Source organism: Mixta sp. (assembly GCF_024610815.1).
Classification (GTDB): Bacteria; Pseudomonadota; Gammaproteobacteria; order Enterobacterales; family Enterobacteriaceae; genus Mixta; species Mixta calida.
Genome location: NZ_JANION010000095.1, coordinates 1 through 20,494, shown reverse-complemented (window position 1 = coordinate 20,494; position 20,494 = coordinate 1). Strand labels below are relative to the sequence as shown.

Below are 20,494 nucleotides of genomic sequence, written 5' to 3'. Positions count from 1 at the left end.
GTCCCGCATTACGCGTGGTTAAATAAAAAAACGGGCCTGATGGCCCGTTTTTTATTGAGCGGAAAAGGAAGCAAGCCGATAGCGCTTATTTCGGCATGATGTTATTCCAGAGAACGACGCTTTCTCTGCCGCAGAGCGATGGCGTCAGGCTCGCATATCTCATAAAAAAGCCCGCATCAAAAGATACGGGCTTTTCACGGACAGCGCATGCCGTCATGCCAGAAAAAGGAAAGCAGCGCGAGGTAAATCACCGCGCTGCTCAACCAGCGTGCTGGTCGTGATTACACTTCCAGGTAGTTCATAATCCCTTCAGCCGCTTTGCGACCTTCAGCAATGGCTGTCACCACCAGATCGGAGCCGCGGACGGCATCGCCGCCGGCAAAGATTTTCGGGTTGCTGGTCTGGAACGCATTATCATGACCCTCCGGCGCGATAATACGACCCTGAGCATCCAGCTCGACGCTGAATGGCGTCAGCCACTCCATCTTATGCGGACGGAAACCAAAGGCGATAATCACCGCATCGGCCGGCAAAATATGTTCGGAGCCCGGAACGATTTCGGCGCGACGACGGCCATGCGCGTCCGGCTGGCCCATCTCCGTGCGGGCGACCCTGACGCCGCAGACGCGACCGGATCCATTAATTTCAATCCCCAGCGGCTGTAAATTAAACTGGAACTCCACGCCTTCTTCGCGCGCGTTTTTCACTTCGCGACGCGAGCCTGGCATGTTCTCTTCGTCACGACGATAGGCGCAGGTAACATGCGTCGCGCCCTGACGAATCGAGGTGCGCACGCAGTCCATCGCCGTATCGCCGCCGCCAAGCACCACCACGCGTTTGCCCTGCATATCGATCCAGGGCTGATCCGCCAGCTGATCGAAACCCATAATCTGACGCGTATTGGCGATCAGGAAAGGCAGCGCGTCATGGACGCCCGGCGCATCTTCATTTTCAAGGCCGCCGCGCATGGACTGATAGGTGCCGACGCCCAGGAAGACCGCGTCAAACTCATTAATCAAATCGCTGAGCTGGACATCGCGGCCGACTTCGGTATTCAGCTGGAACTCAATGCCCATCTCGGTGAACATCGTGCGTCGACGCGTCATTACCTCTTTTTCCAGCTTGAACGCCGGAATGCCGAAGGTAAGCAGCCCGCCGATTTCCGGGTGGCGATCGTAAACCACCGCTTTGACGCCGTTGCGGGTCAGCACGTCGGCGCAGGCGAGGCCAGCCGGGCCTGCACCGATAATCGCCACGCGTTTACCGGTAGGCTTGACGTGCGACAGGTCGGGACGCCAGCCCATTTCCATCGCTTTATCGTTGATATAGCGCTCGATATTGCCGATGGTCACCGCGCCAAACTCATCGTTCAGCGTACAGGAGCCTTCGCACAGGCGATCCTGCGGACAAACGCGACCGCACACTTCCGGCAGGCTGTTGGTCTGATGCGAAAGCTCGGCCGCCTCGATAATGCGACCTTCATTCGCCAGCTTCAACCAGTTGGGAATGTAGTTGTGTACCGGGCACTTCCATTCGCAGTAGGGGTTGCCGCATGACAAACAGCGATCCGCCTGGGCTTTCGCCTGGCTTTCCGAAAAGGGTTCATAGATCTCTACAAACTCGATTTTGCGGATTTTCAGCGGCTTTTTCGGCGGATCAACGCGCTGCAAGTCGATAAACTGATATACGTTTTGACTCATTGTGACCTCTTACTGCGCCTGCACCCGCAGCTCAGCTGCGGAACGACTACGGTGCCCCAACAATGCTTTAACATCACTGGACTTCGGTTTTACCAACGCAAACTTCGACGACCAGACAGGCCAGTTAGCCAAGATCTCTTCGCCGCGCGACGAGCCGGTATGCTGAACATGTTCAGTGATCAGGCCGCGCAGATGCTCTTCGTGAATCGCCAGATCGTCTACGCTCAGCACTTCCACCAGTTCCGGGTTGACGCGTTTGCGGAACTCGCCATCCTCATCCAGCACGTAGGCGAAGCCGCCGGTCATGCCTGCGCCAAAGTTGACGCCGGTTTTGCCCAGCACGCAAACAATGCCGCCGGTCATATACTCGCAGCCGTTATCGCCGATGCCTTCAACCACGGTGATGGCGCCGGAGTTACGCACCGCGAAGCGTTCACCCGCGCGGCCCGCGGCGAACAGTTTGCCGCCGGTGGCGCCATACAGGCAGGTGTTGCCGGCAATGGTGGCCTCGTGGCTGCGGAAAGCGGAGCCGACCGGTGGACGAATGGCCAGCAGACCGCCCGCCATGCCTTTGCCTACATAGTCGTTGGCGTCGCCGGTCAGCGTCTGCTCAACCCCGCCTGCATTCCATACGCCGAAGCTCTGCCCGGCGGTGCCGCTATAGTGAATCCGAATCGGATCGGAGGCCAGCCCCTGATCGCCATGGATCGCGGCGATCGCGCCGGAAAGCGTCGCGCCGACGGAACGATCGGTATTGCGGATATCGAACCAGAATGTCTTGCTCTGTTTCGCCTCCACATACGGCATCGCCTGTTGCAGCAGCGCCTTGTTCAGGTCGCCGTTATCAAACGGCGGGTTACTGCTTTCGGTGCAGTAAACGGCCTTGCCGGGCATCGGCGTCGCCGTCGCCAGCAGCGAGGAGAGATCCAGATTCTGCTGCTTCGCGGTAAAGCCATCCAGCACCTTCAGCAGATCGGTACGGCCAATCAGATCCACCAGCCGCTTCACGCCCAGCTCCGCCATGAGTTCACGCGTTTCCTGCGCGATAAACTGGAAGTAGTTGGTCACGCGGTAAGGCAGACCGTGGTAGTGGTTTTTACGCAGCTTCTCGTCCTGGGTTGCTACGCCGGTCGCACAGTTGTTGAGATGGCAAATGCGGAGATATTTACAGCCCAGCGCCACCATCGGACCGGTGCCGAAGCCGAAGCTTTCTGCGCCGAGAATCGCCGCTTTAATAATATCGCGTCCGGTTTTCAGACCGCCGTCGACCTGCAGGCGAATCTTATGACGCAGGCCGTTGGCCACCAGCGCCTGCTGGGTTTCCACCAGGCCCAGCTCCCACGGACAGCCGGCATATTTTACCGAGCTGAGCGGGCTGGCGCCGGTGCCGCCGTCGTAGCCGGCGATGGTAATCAGGTCGGCATAGGCTTTGGCTACGCCGGTTGCGATGGTGCCTACGCCCGGCTCTGATACCAGCTTCACGGAGATCATCGCCTTCGGGTTGACCTGCTTCAGGTCGAAAATCAGCTGCGCCAGATCTTCGATAGAGTAAATATCGTGATGCGGCGGCGGCGAAATCAGGGTGACGCCCGGCACGGAATAGCGCAGCTTCGCGATATAAGGCGTCACCTTATCGCCCGGCAGCTGACCGCCTTCTCCTGGTTTCGCGCCCTGCGCCACTTTAATCTGAATAACGTCGGCGTTGACCAGATAAGCTGGCGTCACGCCAAAGCGGCCAGAGGCGACCTGCTTGATGCGCGACACTTTATTGGTGCCGTAACGTGCGGGATCTTCGCCGCCTTCGCCGGAGTTAGAATATCCGCCCAGGCTGTTCATCGCTTCCGCCAGAGACTCATGCGCTTCCGGGCTGAGCGCGCCGATAGACATCGCGGCGGTATCAAAACGCTTATAAAGTTCAGTCGCGGGCTCGACCTCATCCAGACTGACTGGCTGCGTACCAGGCTGAATCTCCAGCAGATCGCGCAGCGTGGCGACTGGACGTTCGTTAACCGCGCGGGCGTAGAGCTGATAGTCGCTATACTCGCCGCTCTGCACCGCTTTTTGCAGCGTCGCCACCACGTCCGGGTTGTAGGCGTGGTACTCGCCGCCGTGAACATATTTCAGCAGCCCGCCCTGATCCAACGGTTTGCGCTGCAGCCAGGCGCGTTTCGCCAGGTTAATCAGATCCTGTTGGAAATCGGCGAAGTTCGAGCCGTTGATGCGGCTGACCACGCCCTGGAAGCAGAGCGTAGAAACATCTTTATGCAGGCCGACCGCTTCGAACAATTTGGAGCAGCGATAAGAGGCGATAGTCGAAATGCCCATTTTGGACATGATCTTATATAGCCCCTTGTTGATGCCGTTACGGTAGTTCAGCATCAACGCGCGGTAATCTTTTTCAATTACGCCGCTGTCCGCCATTTTCGCCAGCGATTCATAGGCGAGGTAAGGATAGATAGCGGTCGCGCCGAAGCCCAGCAGCACGGCGAAATGGTGCGGATCGCGGGCGCTGGCGGTTTCGACGATAATATTGGCGTCGCAGCGCAGGTTTTTCTCCACCAGGCGCGTCTGAATCGCGCCCACCGCCATTGGCGCAGGCACCGGCAGACGTTGTTCGCTGATGGCGCGGTCGGACAGCACCAGCAGCACCGTGCCATTGCGCACCATGCTCTCCGCTTTATCACACAGCGCATGAATAGTCGCTTCCAGCGTTTGCTCCGCCGGGTTGAAGGTACAGTCCAGCGTATCGGCGCGATAATATTCGCCTTCCAGCGTCGTCAACTGACGGAAGTCGGAGAAAAGCAAAATAGGCGATTTAAAAGAGACGCGGTGCGCCTGGCCTTCCGCTTCGCAGAAAACATTCATTTCGCGGCCGATGCTGGTGGCCAGCGACATCACGTGATTCTCGCGCAGCGGATCAATCGGCGGGTTAGTCACCTGAGCGAACTGCTGACGGAAATAGTCATAAATGAGGCGCGGGCGGCTGGAGAGAACCGCAAACGGCGTATCATCGCCCATTGACCCCACCGCTTCCTGACCATTTTCACCCAGCACGCGGATAATCTGATCCAGCTCTTCGCTGCTGTAGCCGAACTGCTTCTGGTAAGTCGCCAGCGTCACGTCATCCAGTTCGCGGCTGCCAACCTGATCGTCAGGCAGATCCTCGAACGGCACCAGACGCTTAACGTTCTTCTCCATCCAGGCTTGATAAGGATGGCGGCTTTTCAGATCGTTGTCCGTTTCCGCGGAATGCAGAATGCGGCCTGAGCGCGTATCGATCACCATCAGCTCGCCTGGCCCGACGCGGCCTTTTTCCAGCACCTCATCCGGCTGATAGTCCCAGATGCCGACTTCAGAAGCGCAGGTGATCAGCTTGTCCTTGGTGATCACATAGCGCGCCGGACGCAGGCCGTTGCGGTCAAGGTTACAGGCGGCGTAGCGTCCGTCGGACATCACGATGCCCGCTGGGCCGTCCCACGGCTCCATATGCATTGAGTTAAAGTCGAAGAACGCGCGTAGCTCAGGCCCCATATCCGGATTGTTCTGCCAGGCCGGCGGCACCAGCAGGCGCATTGCGCGGATAAGGTCCATGCCGCCGCTCAGGAACAGCTCCAGCATGTTATCCATTGAGCTGGAATCGGAGCCGGTTTCATTAACGAACGGCGCGGCGTCCTGCAGATCGGGGATCAGCGGCGTCTGGAATTTATAGGCGCGCGCGCGGGCCCACTGACGGTTGCCGGCGATGGTGTTGATCTCGCCGTTGTGCGCCATATAACGGAAGGGCTGAGCCAGCGGCCAGCGCGGCACGGTATTGGTGGAAAAGCGCTGGTGGAACAGGCAGATCGCCGATTCCATACGCAGATCCGCCAGATCGAGATAAAAGCGCGGCAGATCGGCCGGCATGCACAGGCCTTTATAGATATTGACCTGATTAGAGAAACTGCAGACATAGAACTCTTTGTCGCCCAGCGCTTCGATACGCTTTTCAATACGGCGACGCGCCATATAAAGGCGGCGCTCCATATCCCGGGGACGCCAGCCGGCTGGCGCATTAATAAAGATCTGTTCAATGCGGGGCAGAGAGGAGAGGGCGACTTCACCCAGTACTTCCTGATTGGTCGGCACATCGCGCCAGCCAACGATTGATAAGGTTTCGCGCAGCACCTCTTCCTCGACGATGCGGCGGCTGGCGCGCGCCAGTTCTTCGTCCTGATTCAGGAACAGCATGCCGACAGCATAGTTCTTCGCCAGGCGCCAACCCTGTTCTTCGGCGACAACGCGGAAGAAACGGTCAGGTTTCTGCAGCAGCAGGCCGCAGCCGTCGCCGGTTTTGCCGTCGGCCAGAATGGCGCCGCGGTGCTGCATACGAGCCAAAGCATGAATCGCAGTGCGCACTACTTTATGGCTGGGTTCGCCTTCAATATGAGCGATCAGGCCGAAACCACAGTTATCCTTTTCAAGGGATTTATCGTACAACATTTCAGTGAACCTCCCCAGGCTCTGCGGATCCCCGGCGCCGACGGCAGGCGTAGAAAGGGCAGGCGGCAGGTTGGCGTCTCATACGCGTACCGGTCGCATGGCTCCCATTCATAGCCTCAGGCATCGGTGTCACAAGTATTGCGGACTTGCTTCAGAGGGAATCTCAATTACTGCATAAATATGATGAGTGGAACACTCATCCGAAAAGCTTCCAGCGGATTTCCAACTTATCGGGAAAGCGTAAAGAGGTCAAATACGCTTCTTACTTATGCTTTTTAGGTGTTTTTATATTTAACTTTTTGTTTTTTAAATAAATAAGGGATTATTTTGTCTTGCGTACGGGGCCGGGGGTAAGGTGAAGAATGTGAGCTGTCTCACTATGGGGCGGCGATCAAATCTCTGCACCATGCTAGTGCTGACGTGTATCTCAGGATTATCTGCTGGTAAATAGCGAATGAATATAGAATGCATCTGTTTTTCTTATAATGCATTTTTTAAGGTTAAGGGAGAGCGATCATTAGTAAAATTAATTAAGTAAATAATGACTAAAAAGACTCTTTATTTGAATGATTATTCTTTTGGGTAAGGGGGAAGCAAAGACGTTGCAAACGCATCGTCTTGAAAAGCATCGGTGTGAGTCGATAAACCTGCTATGACAGGGGCTTTCCAATGTATGCAACCTGGCGAAATAGTCAATACTTTTGTCCGGTTAAGCGCTTTTTTCCAGCGGAGGGGCCGTATTTGCACTTTAATAGTGCAGTGGCCGGGCGATTTTCCCTCCCTGCGGTGAGTTTACGCCTGCCGCGCCCCCCTGACCCTAAAGTGGGGTATGATGGGAAATGAGACCGGGAAGGAAACTGATATGAAACAAATTCGTCTGTTAGCGCAATATTATGTCGATTTAATGGTGAAGCTGGGGTTAATCCGCTTTTCCTTGCTGTTGGCTTCCGCGCTGGTCGTGCTGGCAATGGTGGTACAGATGGCCGTCACCATGCTGCTGCGCGGCCATGTAGAGAGCATTGATATGGTGCGTTCCGTGTTTTTCGGCCTGTTGATCACTCCCTGGGCGGTTTACTTTCTGTCGGTGGTGGTTGAACAGCTGGAAGAGTCGCGTCAGCGGCTGGCGCGGCTGGTGGATAAGCTGGAGGAGATGCGCAAGCGCGATCTGGAACTAAACCAGCAGATGAAAGAGACCATCAGCCAGCTAAATCAGGAGATTGCCGACCGTATCAAAGCGGAAGAGGCGCGTCTGCTGGTGGTGGACAAACTGAAAGAGGAAATGGCGCGGCGCGAGCAGGCGCAGATAGAACTTGAACAGCAATCCTCTTTCCTGCGCTCTTTTCTCGATGCTTCCCCGGACCTCGTTTTCTATCGCAATATCGATCAGCAATTTTCCGGCTGCAACCGCGCGATGGAGCTGCTGACCGGCAAAAGCGAAAAACAGCTCATCGGTCTGACGCCGAAAGAAGTTTATGATGAAGAGGCGGCGACCAAGGTTTTGGAAACGGATGAGAAAGTTTTCCGCCATAACGTTTCTCTGACCTATGAACAGTGGCTGCAATATCCCGACGGGCGTAAAGCCTGTTTTGAAATCCGCAAAGTGCCCTATTACGATCGCGTCGGTAAACGCAGCGGCCTGATGGGCTTCGGTCGTGACATTACCGAGCGTAAGCGCTATCAGGACGCGCTGGAAAACGCCAGCCGCGAGAAGACGACCTTTATCTCGACTATCAGCCATGAGCTGCGCACGCCGCTTAACGGCATCGTTGGGCTGAGTCGGATTCTGTTGGATACCGATCTGAATCAGGAGCAGCTGAAATATCTCAAAACCATTCATGTCTCAGCGATAACGCTGGGCAATATTTTTAATGATGTTATTGAGATGGACAAAATCGAGCGGCGTAAAGTGCAGCTTGATAACCAGCCGCTCGACTTCACCGGTTTTCTTGCCGATCTGGAAAACCTCTCCGGCCTGCTGGCGCAGCCGAAAGGCCTGAAATTTGTTCTGCAGCCTCATCTGCCGCTGCCGCATAAAATCATCGCCGACGGCACGCGCCTGCGTCAGATTTTATGGAACCTGATCGGCAATGCGGTGAAATTTACTCAGCAGGGCGAAATAGTGGTTCGCGTCACTTATGAAAGGGAGCAGCTGCGTTTTGAAGTAGAAGATTCGGGCATGGGCATCCCGCTTGATGAGCAGGATAAAATTTTTGCCATGTACTATCAGGTGAAGGATCAGCATGGCGGCAAGCCCGCTACCGGCACTGGTATCGGGCTGGCGGTTTCACGCCGTCTGGCGCAGGCGATGGGCGGCGATATTACCGTACGCAGTGCGCCGGGAGAAGGCTCCTGCTTTACGGTTACGCTGAATGCGCCGCGCGTTGCGGAAGAGGTAGAAGATGAGCAGCTGGCTGACGAAATGCCGCTGCCTGCGCTACACGTGCTGCTGGTTGAAGATATTGAGCTGAACGTCGTGGTGGCGCGCTCGGTACTTGAGAAGCTGGGCAACAGTGTAGAAGTGGCGATGACCGGCCAGGCGGCGTTGGATATGTTTGATCCCGATGAGTTCGACCTGGTGCTGCTGGATATCCAACTGCCCGATATGACGGGGCTGGACGTGGCGCGCGCCATTCATCAGCGCTTTAAAGGGGAGCGGCTACCGCCGTTAGTCGCATTGACGGCGAACGTGCTGAAAGACAAAAAAGAGTATCTGGAAGCCGGCATGGATGATGTTCTCAGCAAGCCGCTGGCGGTGCCGGCGTTAACCGCGATGATTAAAAAATTCTGGGACTATCAGGATGACGCAGTGGCTGACGTCCCTGAGCGTATGGATGACAAAAAGCTGGCGCTTCTCGATCTACCGATGCTGGAACAGTATATCGAGCTGGTCGGCCCGTCGCTGATCACCCGTAGCCTGGATATGTTTGAACAGATGATGCCGGGTTATCTGGCGGTGCTGGATTCTAATATGATGGCGCGCGATCAAAAGGGCATTACTGAAGAAGGGCATAAAATCAAAGGCGCTGCGGGCTCGGTGGGCTTGCAGCACTTGCAACAGCTATCGAAACAGATTCAGAGCCCGGAATTGCCTGCATGGTGGGATAACGTACAGGAGTGGATCGACGAGCTGAAGCAAGAATGGCGACACGATGTGGCGATATTACGTGAATGGATTGAAAAGCAGGAAGCAGAAAAAAAATGACCCCGGCTTGTGCCGGGGTGCGCGAATACTGCGCCAACACCAGGGAAAAGGTTTGCTCAAGCCATTCTTAGAAGAGTTAACAAGCGGCACAAGCATGGTATTGGGTAACGCTTTGACACACCTTAGCAAATCTCACAGTATCTGTTAAAAGATTCATTAAAATATGTGATGTAGGCCAGCGTTGACACCCAGAAAACATTAATTTAATGACACAGTCAAGCAAGAAATTAACTAAGGCCCTATATTGGCGTCAAATTAAGCTTTTGTAAAGGATTTCATTGCAAAAAACTTTCATCGTCCAGCGTCAATATTCAGGTACGCTTTTTTTGGCTTTACCCGTTACACTTGATGAGCATCACTTTTACATAATGCCTTGTAATTTAAAAAAATAGCTCTCATGACAAGTGCGCTGGTGCGCCGCAAAAAAGTTCAGCTTATGGGTGAGCTCTGCTCATTTCAGTGCTTAACGCAGCCTGTAAGGACAGGGCGTTAAAACGCTTAATTATCCATGTTTAAAAAACGTCAAATTGTCCGCTGAAAAGCATCTTTACTTGAAATTATTTTGTCTTTTCTTTAGTTAACATGGTCACTTATCAGGCGTTCCATAAGGGGTTTAAATGTTTTTCCTTATGGGTAATCATAAGGCTTCAGGCTGAATTCCTGTAAAAGCAGCAGGGTGTCTAAACTTTGGAACCGATTCCTAAGACATGGAACCTATTGATGTTTGAAGAAATTAACAAAATATGAATTTCTGAATCAGCAAATTTGGCCGCAAAAAGCGCTGTTTTATCATTACACGACCGTAATAACTTCAGGGCCAGTCATGGCAGTAACGAGAGCAATTGATAAGTGAAAAAAAAACGGATTGGACAGGATCGTATGGGTATCGGTAAAGGACAACTGTTAAGCTTTTGCAAACGCTGGCTGCTGCGCCTGATCGTTTCGATCGTCGGCTTATGGCTGGCCGGGATCGTACTATTTGCTTTTTTGCCGGTCCCTTTTTCAGCAGTGATGGCGGAGCGGCAGGTCGGCGTCTGGCTTAAAGGGGAGTTTTCCTGGGTTGCGCACTCTGACTGGGTGTCGAGAGAGGAGATATCCCCCTGGATGCTGCTGGCAGTCATCGCCGCAGAAGATCAAAAATTTCCTCAGCATTGGGGGTTTGATGTAGAGGCGATCGAGTCGGTGCTGGATAAGCAGAATGGACGGATGCGCGGCGCCTCTACGCTTTCACAGCAAACGGCGAAAAATCTCTTTCTTTGGGATGGCCGTAGTTGGCTGCGTAAAGGGCTGGAGGCCGGGCTGACGCTGGGACTGGAAGGCGTATGGAGTAAAAGGCGTATCCTGACGGTGTACCTGAATATCGCCGAGTTTGGCGATGGCATATTTGGCGTAGAGGCGGCGGCGCAGCGCTATTTTCATAAGCCCGCCAGCCGACTGACGATGACAGAAGCGGCGCTGCTGGCCGCCGTTCTGCCTAATCCGCTGCGTTTCCGCGCGGATGCGCCTTCTGGCTATGTGCGTCAGCGGCAGGCATGGATCATGCGGCAGATGCGTCAACTGGGCGGCACAACATATATTCAGCAGCACCGCCTGTAACGACTTATTCTTCGTCGAAGCCCGCTTCAAACAGCTCAATGACTGCCGCCAGCGCCTGCTCTTCCTGCGGGCCGGTGGCTTCAATTTCAATGTGGCCGCCTTTAGCCGAATCGAGCATCAGCAACGCAATCACGCTGCTGGCTTCCGCCTCGGTGCCCGCCTCATTACGCAGCAGCACTTCAGCGTCAAAACTTTGTACCAGTTCAAACAGCTTCATCGCGGGGCGGGCATGCATGCCCAGCTTATTTTTAATTTCAACGGTTTGCCTGACTGTCATGATTTGCGTTTTTCCAGCGTGCGATGGCGGGATTGCACATTCTTGCCGCGCGAACGGAAATAGTCGGCGAGCTGTTCGGCAATATAGACGGAACGGTGTTTGCCGCCAGTGCAGCCAATGGCGACGGTCAGATAACTGCGATTATTGGTTTCCAGCATCGGCAGCCATAATTCGAGATAGCTGCGCGTCTGGTAGATAAAGTTATGCACCTCAGTGTGACGATCGAGAAAGGCCGCTACGGGTCTGTCGAGGCCTGTCATCGGACGCAGCTTTGGGTCCCAGTGCGGGTTAGGCAGAAAGCGCACGTCAAAAACATAGTCGGCGTCGATAGGGATGCCATGCTTAAAACCGAAAGATTCAAATACCATCGTGAGTTCGCGCTCGCGCTTGCCGAGCAGACGCGTACGCAGCATCTCCGCCAGTTCATGCACCGACATTTCCGACGTATCGACAATCAGATCGGCGCGCGATCGCAGTGGCTCCAGAAGATCGTTTTCTTCATCGATAGCGCTTTCCAGCGACAGGTTTTTGCTGGAGAGCGGATGCAAACGGCGGGTATCGCTGTAGCGACGGATTAAGGTGTTGCGGTCCGCGTCCAGGAACAGCAGCTGCGGCGAAAAGCTGCCGGGCAGGCTGGTCAGCGCCTTTTCCAGCACATCCGGCGACTCCGGCATATTACGCACATCTATACTGACGGCGGCCGAGATATTACGTTCAGCCAGCGAATTCGCCAGATCGGGCAGGAGCGTTACCGGCAGGTTGTCCACACAGTAAAAACCCATATCTTCCAGCGCGCGTAACGCGACAGATTTCCCTGAGCCTGAACGACCGCTGACGATCATCAGCACCATTAAGTTGTCTCCCCATTCAACCTGCGCGACGGGCCGCAAGCCCGCCGTTCAGGCAAAAGTGCAAGCGTAGTAATTAATGATTCTCTTCCGGCGCTGCGGTAATGATCTCATACAGCTCTTCATCACTCTGCGCAGCCCGCAGACGACGGCATACCGTTTTGTCGGCCAGCCGTTTCGCCACCAGTGAAAGGGTATGCAGATGTGTTTTACATTGATCCGCCGGTACCAACAAGGCAAAAAGCAGATCAACCGGTTGATTATCAATAGCATCGAACCCGATTGGCTGATCGAGGCGGATAAATACGCCTACTGCACGCAGCGTATCCTCTTCCAGCTTTCCATGCGGAATAGCGATGCCGTTGCCGATGCCGGTGCTGCCCATGCGCTCGCGTGTCAGGATCGCTTCAAACACCGTTTGGTGCGGCAGATTAAGCTGTTTGGCAGCCAGTTCACTGATGATTTCCAGTGCCCGCTTTTTGCTCTGGCAATGCACTCCGCTGCGGGTACAGTCAAGGTTAAGTACAGAGCTGAGTTCCAGTGAGAGTTCGTTGTTCATCATAGTTTCACTTGCGTGTTCACATTTACTGGCGCATCGCGCTACTTTACGCGTCTTACGATGAGAAAAGCAGTAAAAATTTGCCAGCGTGGCGTGAATGGAAAAACGGGGCGAAAAAGATCGCCCCACGATAGTGCCGCATTACTACAAGCGGCCCGTTCTTCCTTCCGCCTTGCGAAGGTTAGTGTTGTTTTAACTTGTCTTTATGCCGGGTTAGCTGACGAGAAAGCTTATCGATCAAGCCATCAATCGCCGCGTACATATCATTAGCCTCAGAAGTCGCATGCAGTTCGCCGCCGCTGACGTGCAGCGTCGCTTCCGCTATCTGCTGCACTCGCTCTACCTTCAGCACAACGTGGACCTGGGTTATCCGGTCTGAATATTGTTCCAGCTTGGCAAACTTAGTGTTTACAAACTCGCGCAAAGCTGGCGTGATTTCAACGTGTTGCCCGGTAATATTGAGCTGCATAGCGTCTTCCTTCTCAGTGAGTATCAAACCAGCTGTTTACGCTGATTTGATGGCGGGATGGATAAAGACTCTCGGTACTTTGCGACGGTGCGGCGCGCCACCATAATGCCCTGTTCGGACAGCATAGAGGTGAGCTTGCTGTCGCTCAGCGGTTTGGCGGGGTTCTCCGCCGAGATGAGTTTTTTCACCAGCGCGCGGATCGCCGTGGAGGAAGCTTCGCCGCCGCCCTCGGTATTGACGTGGCTGGAGAAAAAATATTTCAGTTCGAAAATACCGCGCGGGCTGTGCAGGTATTTTTGCGTCGTTACGCGGGAAATGGTTGATTCATGCATGTCGACCGCCTGAGCGATATCCGCCAGCACCATCGGGCGCATGAACTCCTCTCCCTGTTCAAAGAAGGCCTGCTGCTGCTCGACGATACAGCGCGTGACTTTCAGCAACGTATCGTTCCGGCTTTCCAGGCTTTTAATCAGCCATTTCGCTTCCTGCAGATTGGTGCGAATAAACTGACTGTCGCTATCGTTGCGCGTTGAGTTGCCCAGCGCCGCGTATTGCTGGTTGATATTCAGCCGCGGCACGCTGTCGCTGTTGAGCTCTACTGTCCAGCGGTTGCCGATTTTGCGCACCAGTACGTCGGGAATGACATATTCCGGTTCGCTGGTGTTTACCGACTGCCCTGGTCGCGGATCGAGCGACTGGATCAGCGCCATCGCCTCTTTCAATACATCTTCTTTCAGGCGGGTGACGCGCATCAGACTGCGGAAATCATGGTTTGCCAGCAGATCGAGATGCTCGCTGACAATCAGCTGCGCCTCCGTCAGCCATGGCGTATCGCTGGCGAACTGCGAAAGCTGCACCAGCAGGCAATCGCGCAGATCGCGGGCGCCAACGCCAACAGGATCGAAACGCTGCACGCGCTTCAGCACCGCCTCGACTTCATCCAGCGCCACCTCTTCATCGCCCATGCTATCGCGGATTTCATCCAGCGTGACGGTGAGATAGCCGGTATCGTCAATGGCATCGACAATCGAGGTGGCGATGGCGCGATCGGTATCGGTAAACGGCGTCAGCTCCACCTGCCACATCAGGTAATCCTGCAGCGACTGGGTGGTTTCACCCTGGTAGACCGGCAGTTCGTCGTCGCGATAGTCGGTACCGGTGCCGGACGGCGTGCCGGCGGTGTAGATCTCGTCCCAGGTGGCGTCAAGCGGCAACTCCTCCGGCATATCCTTCTGCTCCAGCGCCTCCCGCGTATCGAGCGTTTCGCTCTCGGTATACTCGCGGGAATCCACCTCTTCATGGACATTATCGGTCTGCTCAAGCAACGGGTTGCTCTCCAGCGCCAGCTGAATCTCCTGTTGGAGCTCCAGCGTAGAGAGTTGTAACAGGCGAATAGCCTGCTGCAGCTGCGGCGTCATGGCGAGCTGTTGGCTGAGCCTGAGTTGCAAACCTTGCTTCATATTCAGAATAGCGTTTCCTGATAGCAGACTGTCATAACCGACACCATATCAGAGTCTGAACTCTTCACCCAAATAGACGCGTTTCACCTGTTCATCGGCCAGAATCGCTTCCGGGGTGCCATGGGCGATCAGACGGCCCTGACTCACGATATAGGCGCGTTCGCAAACGGCCAGCGTCTCACGGACGTTATGGTCGGTGATCAGCACGCCGAGACCGCTGTCACGCAGGTGTTCGATAATCTTTTTGATATCGATAACGGAGATCGGGTCGACGCCGGCGAAGGGTTCATCCAACAGGATGAATTTGGGGTTCGCCGCCAGCGCGCGCGCAATTTCCACACGACGCCGTTCGCCGCCGGAGAGCGCCTGGCCGAGACTGTCGCGCAGATGTTCAATATGGAATTCTTCCATCAGCTCGTTGGCGCGATCCTGACGCTGTTCGGTGGTCAGATCGTCGCGCACCTGCAGCACGGCCATCAGATTGTCATAGACGCTGAGGCGACGGAATATCGACGCTTCCTGCGGCAGGTAGCCGATGCCGCGACGGGCGCGGGCATGGAGCGGTAAAATACTGATGTCTTCATCATCAATCACGATGCGCCCGGCGTCGCGCGGCACAATGCCAACAACCATATAAAAGGTGGTGGTTTTGCCCGCGCCGTTTGGTCCCAGCAGACCGACGATTTCGCCCGATTTAACCTGCAGGCTGACATCTTCCACCACGCGGCGGCCTTTATAGGCTTTCGCCAGATTTTCAGCGAGTAGTGTTGCCATATGAATCAGTTACTCTTTTGTTGGCCATTAGAGGCGCCGGATTTATCCTGCAGCTGCGAAGGCACCAGTACGGTTGTCACGCGCTTGTTCTGGCCCTGGCTAAACGCCTGCATTTTCTGCTCTTTCACCAAATAGGTGATACGATCGCCTTTGACATTGCTGTCCAGCTGCTCGATATAGGCGTTGCCCGTCAGTTCAACAAAATCCTTCGCCAGCTCATAATGCATCTTCTGAGCATGACCTTTTACCGGTTTGCCGTCGTCCTGCAGCTGATAAAAGGTCGCCGGCGTACCGTAAGCGTCAACGATGGTTTTGTTGCTGTCGCCGCCAGGACGCGTTACGACGACTTTATCGGCGGTAATTTTGATCGAACCCTGCGTCACGATCACATTGCCGGTAAAGGTCGCGACGTTGCCTTGCAGATCCAGCGCCTGGTTAGCGGAATCGATATTAACGGGCTTTTCGGAGTCGCCCGTTAATGCCAGAGCCGGAACGCTGGCGGCCAGCAGGGTAGTGATAAGCAGAAGCTTAAGGCTGTTGTTGTGCATTGATTTCATAATTAGTTTTGACCTTTTCAATCAGCTCGGCCGTTTTCGTCCGTAAATTACCGCGCATTTTCATACCAGTAGAATTAAAGCCGCGGCCATAAAGTGTTACCTGGTCGTCAGATTGCACATCCTGCGTCACCAGATTGACCTGCGCATTATCGGTTTTAATCCGCTCAAGCTGAGCGTCTTTCGTCAGGCTGTTGACTTCAACGTGACCATAGAGATAAAGCATGCGGTCTTTTGTCAGTTTGGCTTTATCCGCGCGTACTGACCAGGCAGGGATCTTGTTTTCGTCATAGGTGGTCATCAGCGGATTATCGAACCAACTGATCTCATCGGTCGAAAAATAGGTCACCTTATCCGAAACCAACTTGTAGCTGAGACTGCCTGCCGGGTTATAGACCACGGTGCTGGAGTTTGCACTGGTATAGGTCGGTTCCTGATTATTGGTTTCCTGCGGCCCCTGGTTTTCATCATTGCCGGCGAGATTCCAGCCGAGCAATATAATGGCGATCAATGCCAGCAGTAGCGTTATCCAACGCCTGGTTTTACTCATACCGATTGCCCTTTGGCGTCATCAAACTTATCCTGGGCGATCAAAATCAGATCGCAGAGTTCACGCACCGCGCCGCGTCCGCCGGCGATGCGGGTTACATACCTGGCGCGCCCCAGCAGTAGAGGATGCGCGTCGGCCACCGCCACGCTCAGGCCCACCTGTGCCATCACCGGCCAGTCGATGAGATCGTCGCCGATATAGGCGACCTGCTCAGGGCGTAGCGACAGTTTATCCAGAAGTTCCCGGAAGGCCAAAAGCTTATCGGACTGCCCCTGGTAAAGATGTGTAATGCCCAGCGTCTGACAACGATCCTCCAGCAGTTTCGCACGGCGCCCGGTAATAATAGCGACGTCGATATCGGAGGTTAGCAGGCAGCGGATGCCGTAACCGTCGCGGACGTTGAATGCCTTCAGCTCTTCGCCGCTGTTGCCCATATAGATCAGGCCATCGGACATTACGCCGTCCACATCGCAAATCAGCAGGCGAATTGATTCTGCGCGCTTGATTACGTCCCGGCTTACTGCGCCGTAGCAGGTCTCCACGACGTCCAGTTCTTGCGTCATTCTCGTTTCCATCTGGTTATACTACGCCAGCGCGCAGCATGTCATGCATATGCACGACGCCGATCAGCTGATCGCCGTCGGCGACCATAACGGCGGTGATATGCTTATTCTGCATCAGGTTAAGCGCGTCGACCGCCAGCATGCCGGGACGCACCCGCACGCCGCCCGGCGTCATCACGCTGGCGATAGCGGCCTGTTGAAAATCGATGCCCATATCGAAGACGCGGCGTAAATCACCGTCGGTAAAAATTCCCTGAATCTGCATCAGATCGTCCACGATCGCCGTCATACCAAGGTTTTTACGCGTGATTTCCAGCAACGCGTCGCGCAGTGAGGCATCTTTCGTCACGTGAGGGATTTCGTCGCCGGTGTGCATGATATCACTGACGCGCAGCAACAGCTTGCGTCCCAACGCGCCGCCCGGATGCGAAAGGGCAAAATCTTCGGCGGTAAAGCCGCGCGCCTTAAGCAGCGCCACCGCCAGCGCGTCGCCCATCACCAACGTCGCGGTGGTGCTGGAGGTCGGCGCAAGGCCGAGCGGGCAGGCTTCCTGCGGCACTTTAACACAGAGATGAATATCCGCGGCGCGCGCCATGGTGCTCTCCGGTCGCCCGGTCAGGCAAATCAGTTCGACCTTAAGCCGTTTCAGCACCGGAATCAGCGCTAAGATCTCATTCGACTCGCCGGAGTTGGAGATTGCGATAACGATATCGTTGGCGCTGACCATGCCGAGATCGCCATGGCTGGCCTCGGCCGGATGCACGAAAAAGGCGGGCGTGCCGGTGCTGGCGAAGGTCGCCGCCATTTTCTTACCAATATGTCCCGATTTGCCCATGCCCATCACCACCACTTTTCCCTGACAGTAGAACATCCTTTCGCAGGCACGGGTGAAATCTTCATTGATATACTGGTCAAGCTGCTCCAGCCCCTGACGTTCAATATGAAGCACTTCTTTACCGGCCTGTTGGAAATCAAAGCCCGGTTCGAGCATAAGGTGAGACATTGATATTCAGTCCTTTATCCGTTGAGACTCAATGGCTGCAGGTAGAGCACCGCTACCCAGGCGATAAAGCCGACCAGTAGCACGGCGCCGGCGCGACGGCCGATACGACGGCTACGCTGCAGGCAGATAAGCGTAAACAGGGCGCTGACGCCCAGCATAACCCAGTAGTCGCGCTCAATAACGGCGCTGTCGAACGCGCCGGGTTGTATCAGCGCCGGCAGGCCCAGCACGATAGCCATATTATAAATGTTCGAGCCGATAAGGTTGCCGATGGCGATATCATCTTCGCCTTTTAATGCGCCGGCGATCACGGTAGCCAGCTCCGGCAGGCTGGTGCCCACCGAAATGATCGTCAGGCCGATAACCAGCTCACTGACGCCTAAGTAGTCGGCGATAACCGTCGCGTTATCGATCACCATGCGGGTGGACATCGGCAGAATAATCAGCGCGACCGCCAGCCAGAGAAAAGCGACGGTATTGCCCGCGTCGTCTCGCGGCAGCTCGGCCACCTGTTCCCGCGTCAGGGAGTCGCTGTTATCTCTTTCCGCGCGACGGGCGATGCGAATAATAAACAGCAGGTAAAGAAAGGCGATGGCGATCAGCGCCAGGCCGTCGCCCCGGCTAAGCTGATTATCGAATAGCATCACGCCGCACAGCAGCGTGACCAGCAGCATCAGCGGCAGTTCGCGTCGCACCAGCCTGGAATGCACGGTCAGCGGATGCAGCAACGCCGCGCCGCCCAGGATCAGAAGAATATTGGTGATGTTAGATCCTATCGCCGTGCCGACGGCGATATCCATTTGCCCGTACGTCGCCGCCGTGAAGGAAACAATCAGCTCCGGCAGCGAAGTGCCGATGCCGACAATGGTCATGCCGATAATGATCGGGGGGATGCCTAACGAGCGGCAAAGAATAGCGGCACTAAACACTAAACGATCGGCTCCATAAACCAGTAAAACTAAACCGATAACTAACAGTGCAGTGGCTAAGAGCATGAAAAATCCTTGGATCGGTTATACTTGTCGGCTTGCCTGGCTCGTCATTGTGCGGGCGTCGCAAAAAGAATGGCGATGATTTTGACCGTCTGCGAGCAAAAAGTAAAACTTATGCCGGTTTTCGCTACGACGAGGCGGTAAGTTTCTGTAAAACTCGCGGCTATCGTCAGGAGAGTGCGATTAACATAGCTGATTTATATCGCCTGAAATGGGTAACAGAGGTAGCAATGCACCAGCCATCTACGAATCTGGTTGAGGTCCACGGCGTGAGTTTCTCGCGTGGCAACCGCACCATTTTCGACAATATCTCGTTAACGGTGCCAAAAGGAAAAGTCACCGCCATCATGGGGCCTTCCGGCATCGGCAAAACAACCCTGCTGCGTCTTATTGGCGGGCAGTTGCAGCCGGATGCCGGAGAAATCTGGTTCGACGGCGAGAATATTCCCGCGCTTTCGCGCTCACGGCTGTATGAAACGCGCAAGCGCATGAGCATGCTTTTTCAGTCCGGCGCGCTGTTTACCGATTTGAATGTATATGAAAATGTCGCCTGGCCGCTGCGTGAGCACACTCGCCTGCCGCCGCCGCTATTGCATAGCACGGTGATGATGAAGCTGGAGGCGGTCGGACTGCGCGGCGCGGCGAAGCTGATGCCTTCAGAACTGTCGGGCGGCATGGCCAGACGCGCCGCGCTGGCGCGCGCTATTGCGCTGGAGCCTGACCTGATTATGTTCGACGAACCTTTTGTCGGGCAGGACCCGATTACCATGGGCGTGCTGGTAAAGCTGATTGATGAGCTTAACCATTCGCTGGGCATGACCTGCATCGTGGTTTCGCATGATGTGCCGGAGGTCTTGAGCATTGCCGATTACGCCTATATTGTTGCCGGACAAAAAATTATTGCCCAGGGAACGACGAAGGCGCTGCAGGAAAATCCCGATGCGCGCGTGCGTCAGTTCATCGACGGCATTGCTGACGGGCCGGTGCCTTTCCGCTATCCGGCCGGCGATTATTTTGCCGATCTTACCGGCTCAGGGAGTCAATAAACTGATGTTCTTACATGCTCTGGCGTCATTAGGACGCCAAGGGATCCGCACCTGCGCTTCTTTTGGCCGCGCCGGCCTGATGTTGTTCCATGCATTGGCGGGCAAACCTGAGTTTCGCAAGCATGCTCCGCTGTTAATCAAACAGCTTTACAGCGTCGGCGTGATGTCACTGCTGATCATTCTTGTTTCCGGCTTGTTTATCGGCATGGTGCTGGGCCTGCAGGGATATCTGGTTCTGACGACTTACAGCGCCGAAACCAGCCTCGGCATGCTGGTGGCGCTTTCGCTGCTGCGCGAGCTGGGGCCGGTCGTCACCGCGCTGCTGTTTGCCGGACGCGCGGGATCGGCGCTGACGGCGGAAATCGGTTTGATGAAAGCCACGGAGCAGCTTTCCAGCATGGAGATGATGGCGGTCGATCCGC

17 protein-coding genes are annotated in these 20,494 nt (G+C 55.2%); 4 read left to right on the top strand and 13 right to left on the bottom strand.

Features of this window, described 5'->3' with window-relative positions; translation table 11 throughout:
* Nucleotides 1-281 precede the first annotated feature (281 nt).
* Both MYY08_RS06195 and gltB read right to left on the bottom strand, forming a co-directional pair.
* On the bottom strand, nt 282-1,700 hold the full coding sequence (locus tag MYY08_RS06195) for a glutamate synthase small subunit (protein ID WP_038628809.1): 1,419 nt from the start codon (nt 1,698-1,700) through the stop codon (nt 282-284).
* Between the two features lie 9 nt (nt 1,701-1,709).
* On the bottom strand, nt 1,710-6,179 hold the full coding sequence (gltB, locus tag MYY08_RS06190) for a glutamate synthase large subunit (protein ID WP_038628807.1): 4,470 nt from the start codon (nt 6,177-6,179) through the stop codon (nt 1,710-1,712).
* A gap of 862 nt (nt 6,180-7,041) precedes the next feature.
* Between gltB and arcB the strand changes: the two genes are divergently transcribed.
* Together arcB and mtgA are read left to right on the top strand one after the other, a co-directional pair.
* Nucleotides 7,042-9,381, top strand: a complete 2,340-nt coding sequence (gene arcB / locus MYY08_RS06185) for an aerobic respiration two-component sensor histidine kinase ArcB (RefSeq protein ID WP_104951405.1) — start codon at nt 7,042-7,044, stop codon at nt 9,379-9,381.
* 879 nt (nt 9,382-10,260) lie between these two features.
* A complete protein-coding gene (gene mtgA / locus MYY08_RS06180) occupies nt 10,261-10,977 on the top strand; it encodes a monofunctional biosynthetic peptidoglycan transglycosylase (protein ID WP_084969951.1) in 717 nt (238 codons plus the stop codon).
* A gap of 4 nt (nt 10,978-10,981) precedes the next feature.
* Here mtgA and npr read toward each other — a convergent pair whose 3' ends face one another.
* From npr to MYY08_RS06125, 11 genes are all read right to left on the bottom strand, one after another.
* Nucleotides 10,982-11,254 carry a PTS phosphocarrier protein NPr gene (npr, locus tag MYY08_RS06175; protein WP_038628803.1) on the bottom strand — a complete coding sequence of 91 codons (273 nt, stop codon included), beginning with the start codon at nt 11,252-11,254 and terminating at the stop codon, nt 10,982-10,984.
* On the bottom strand, nt 11,251-12,105 hold the full coding sequence (gene rapZ / locus MYY08_RS06170; protein WP_104955996.1) for an RNase adapter RapZ: 855 nt from the start codon (nt 12,103-12,105) through the stop codon (nt 11,251-11,253). The genes npr and rapZ overlap by 4 nt, the downstream gene beginning before the upstream one ends.
* Nucleotides 12,106-12,178: 73 nt before the next feature.
* Nucleotides 12,179-12,661: a PTS IIA-like nitrogen regulatory protein PtsN gene (ptsN, locus tag MYY08_RS06165; protein WP_174705326.1), complete on the bottom strand. Its 483-nt coding sequence runs from the start codon at nt 12,659-12,661 to the stop codon at nt 12,179-12,181.
* A gap of 181 nt (nt 12,662-12,842) precedes the next feature.
* The gene (gene hpf, locus MYY08_RS06160; protein ID WP_288013832.1) at nt 12,843-13,130 is read right to left on the bottom strand and encodes a ribosome hibernation promoting factor; all 288 of its coding nucleotides are present in this window, start codon (nt 13,128-13,130) and stop codon (nt 12,843-12,845) included.
* Nucleotides 13,131-13,153: 23 nt separating this feature from the next.
* A complete protein-coding gene (rpoN, locus tag MYY08_RS06155; RefSeq protein WP_104951406.1) occupies nt 13,154-14,590 on the bottom strand; it encodes an RNA polymerase factor sigma-54 in 1,437 nt (478 codons plus the stop codon).
* Between the two features lie 48 nt (nt 14,591-14,638).
* Nucleotides 14,639-15,364, bottom strand: coding sequence for an LPS export ABC transporter ATP-binding protein (gene lptB / locus MYY08_RS06150; RefSeq protein ID WP_038628795.1), 726 nt, complete (start codon nt 15,362-15,364; stop codon nt 14,639-14,641).
* A gap of 5 nt (nt 15,365-15,369) precedes the next feature.
* Nucleotides 15,370-15,921, bottom strand: a complete 552-nt coding sequence (gene lptA, locus MYY08_RS06145; RefSeq protein ID WP_038628794.1) for a lipopolysaccharide ABC transporter substrate-binding protein LptA — start codon at nt 15,919-15,921, stop codon at nt 15,370-15,372.
* Nucleotides 15,893-16,468 (bottom strand): LPS export ABC transporter periplasmic protein LptC, encoded by a 576-nt coding sequence (gene lptC / locus MYY08_RS06140; protein WP_038628792.1) that lies wholly within the window; start codon nt 16,466-16,468, stop codon nt 15,893-15,895. The genes lptA and lptC overlap by 29 nt, the downstream gene beginning before the upstream one ends.
* Nucleotides 16,465-17,031, bottom strand: a complete 567-nt coding sequence (gene kdsC, locus MYY08_RS06135; protein WP_190296432.1) for a 3-deoxy-manno-octulosonate-8-phosphatase KdsC — start codon at nt 17,029-17,031, stop codon at nt 16,465-16,467. Before kdsC ends, lptC begins: the two co-directional genes overlap by 4 nt.
* A gap of 16 nt (nt 17,032-17,047) precedes the next feature.
* Nucleotides 17,048-18,034, bottom strand: a complete 987-nt coding sequence (gene kdsD, locus MYY08_RS06130; RefSeq protein WP_288013831.1) for an arabinose-5-phosphate isomerase KdsD — start codon at nt 18,032-18,034, stop codon at nt 17,048-17,050.
* A gap of 14 nt (nt 18,035-18,048) precedes the next feature.
* The gene (locus tag MYY08_RS06125) at nt 18,049-19,029 is read right to left on the bottom strand and encodes a calcium/sodium antiporter (RefSeq protein WP_190296434.1); all 981 of its coding nucleotides are present in this window, start codon (nt 19,027-19,029) and stop codon (nt 18,049-18,051) included.
* A 227-nt stretch (nt 19,030-19,256) separates the two neighbouring features.
* Between MYY08_RS06125 and mlaF the strand changes: the two genes are divergently transcribed.
* Both mlaF and MYY08_RS06115 read left to right on the top strand, forming a co-directional pair.
* Nucleotides 19,257-20,072 carry a phospholipid ABC transporter ATP-binding protein MlaF gene (gene mlaF, locus MYY08_RS06120; RefSeq protein WP_038630164.1) on the top strand — a complete coding sequence of 272 codons (816 nt, stop codon included), beginning with the start codon at nt 19,257-19,259 and terminating at the stop codon, nt 20,070-20,072.
* 4 nt (nt 20,073-20,076) lie between these two features.
* The coding region (locus tag MYY08_RS06115) for an ABC transporter permease (RefSeq protein ID WP_288013830.1) at nt 20,077-20,494 on the top strand (418 nt) is incomplete at its 3' end.

Coding starts and splice junctions, on each gene's coding strand:
- kdsD (WP_288013831.1), bottom strand. CDS start 18,034: ATGTCTCACCTTATGCTCGAACCGGGCTTTGATTTCCAACAGGCCGGT.
- gltB (WP_038628807.1), bottom strand. CDS start 6,179: ATGTTGTACGATAAATCCCTTGAAAAGGATAACTGTGGTTTCGGCCTG.
- lptA (WP_038628794.1), bottom strand. CDS start 15,921: ATGAAATCAATGCACAACAACAGCCTTAAGCTTCTGCTTATCACTACC.
- arcB (WP_104951405.1), top strand. CDS start 7,042: ATGAAACAAATTCGTCTGTTAGCGCAATATTATGTCGATTTAATGGTG.
- MYY08_RS06195 (WP_038628809.1), bottom strand. CDS start 1,700: ATGAGTCAAAACGTATATCAGTTTATCGACTTGCAGCGCGTTGATCCG.
- npr (WP_038628803.1), bottom strand. CDS start 11,254: ATGACAGTCAGGCAAACCGTTGAAATTAAAAATAAGCTGGGCATGCAT.
- kdsC (WP_190296432.1), bottom strand. CDS start 17,031: ATGACGCAAGAACTGGACGTCGTGGAGACCTGCTACGGCGCAGTAAGC.
- hpf (WP_288013832.1), bottom strand. CDS start 13,130: ATGCAGCTCAATATTACCGGGCAACACGTTGAAATCACGCCAGCTTTG.
- lptB (WP_038628795.1), bottom strand. CDS start 15,364: ATGGCAACACTACTCGCTGAAAATCTGGCGAAAGCCTATAAAGGCCGC.
- lptC (WP_038628792.1), bottom strand. CDS start 16,468: ATGAGTAAAACCAGGCGTTGGATAACGCTACTGCTGGCATTGATCGCC.
- ptsN (WP_174705326.1), bottom strand. CDS start 12,661: ATGAACAACGAACTCTCACTGGAACTCAGCTCTGTACTTAACCTTGAC.
- MYY08_RS06125 (WP_190296434.1), bottom strand. CDS start 19,029: ATGCTCTTAGCCACTGCACTGTTAGTTATCGGTTTAGTTTTACTGGTT.
- mlaF (WP_038630164.1), top strand. CDS start 19,257: ATGCACCAGCCATCTACGAATCTGGTTGAGGTCCACGGCGTGAGTTTC.
- rapZ (WP_104955996.1), bottom strand. CDS start 12,105: ATGGTGCTGATGATCGTCAGCGGTCGTTCAGGCTCAGGGAAATCTGTC.
- rpoN (WP_104951406.1), bottom strand. CDS start 14,590: ATGAAGCAAGGTTTGCAACTCAGGCTCAGCCAACAGCTCGCCATGACG.
- mtgA (WP_084969951.1), top strand. CDS start 10,261: ATGGGTATCGGTAAAGGACAACTGTTAAGCTTTTGCAAACGCTGGCTG.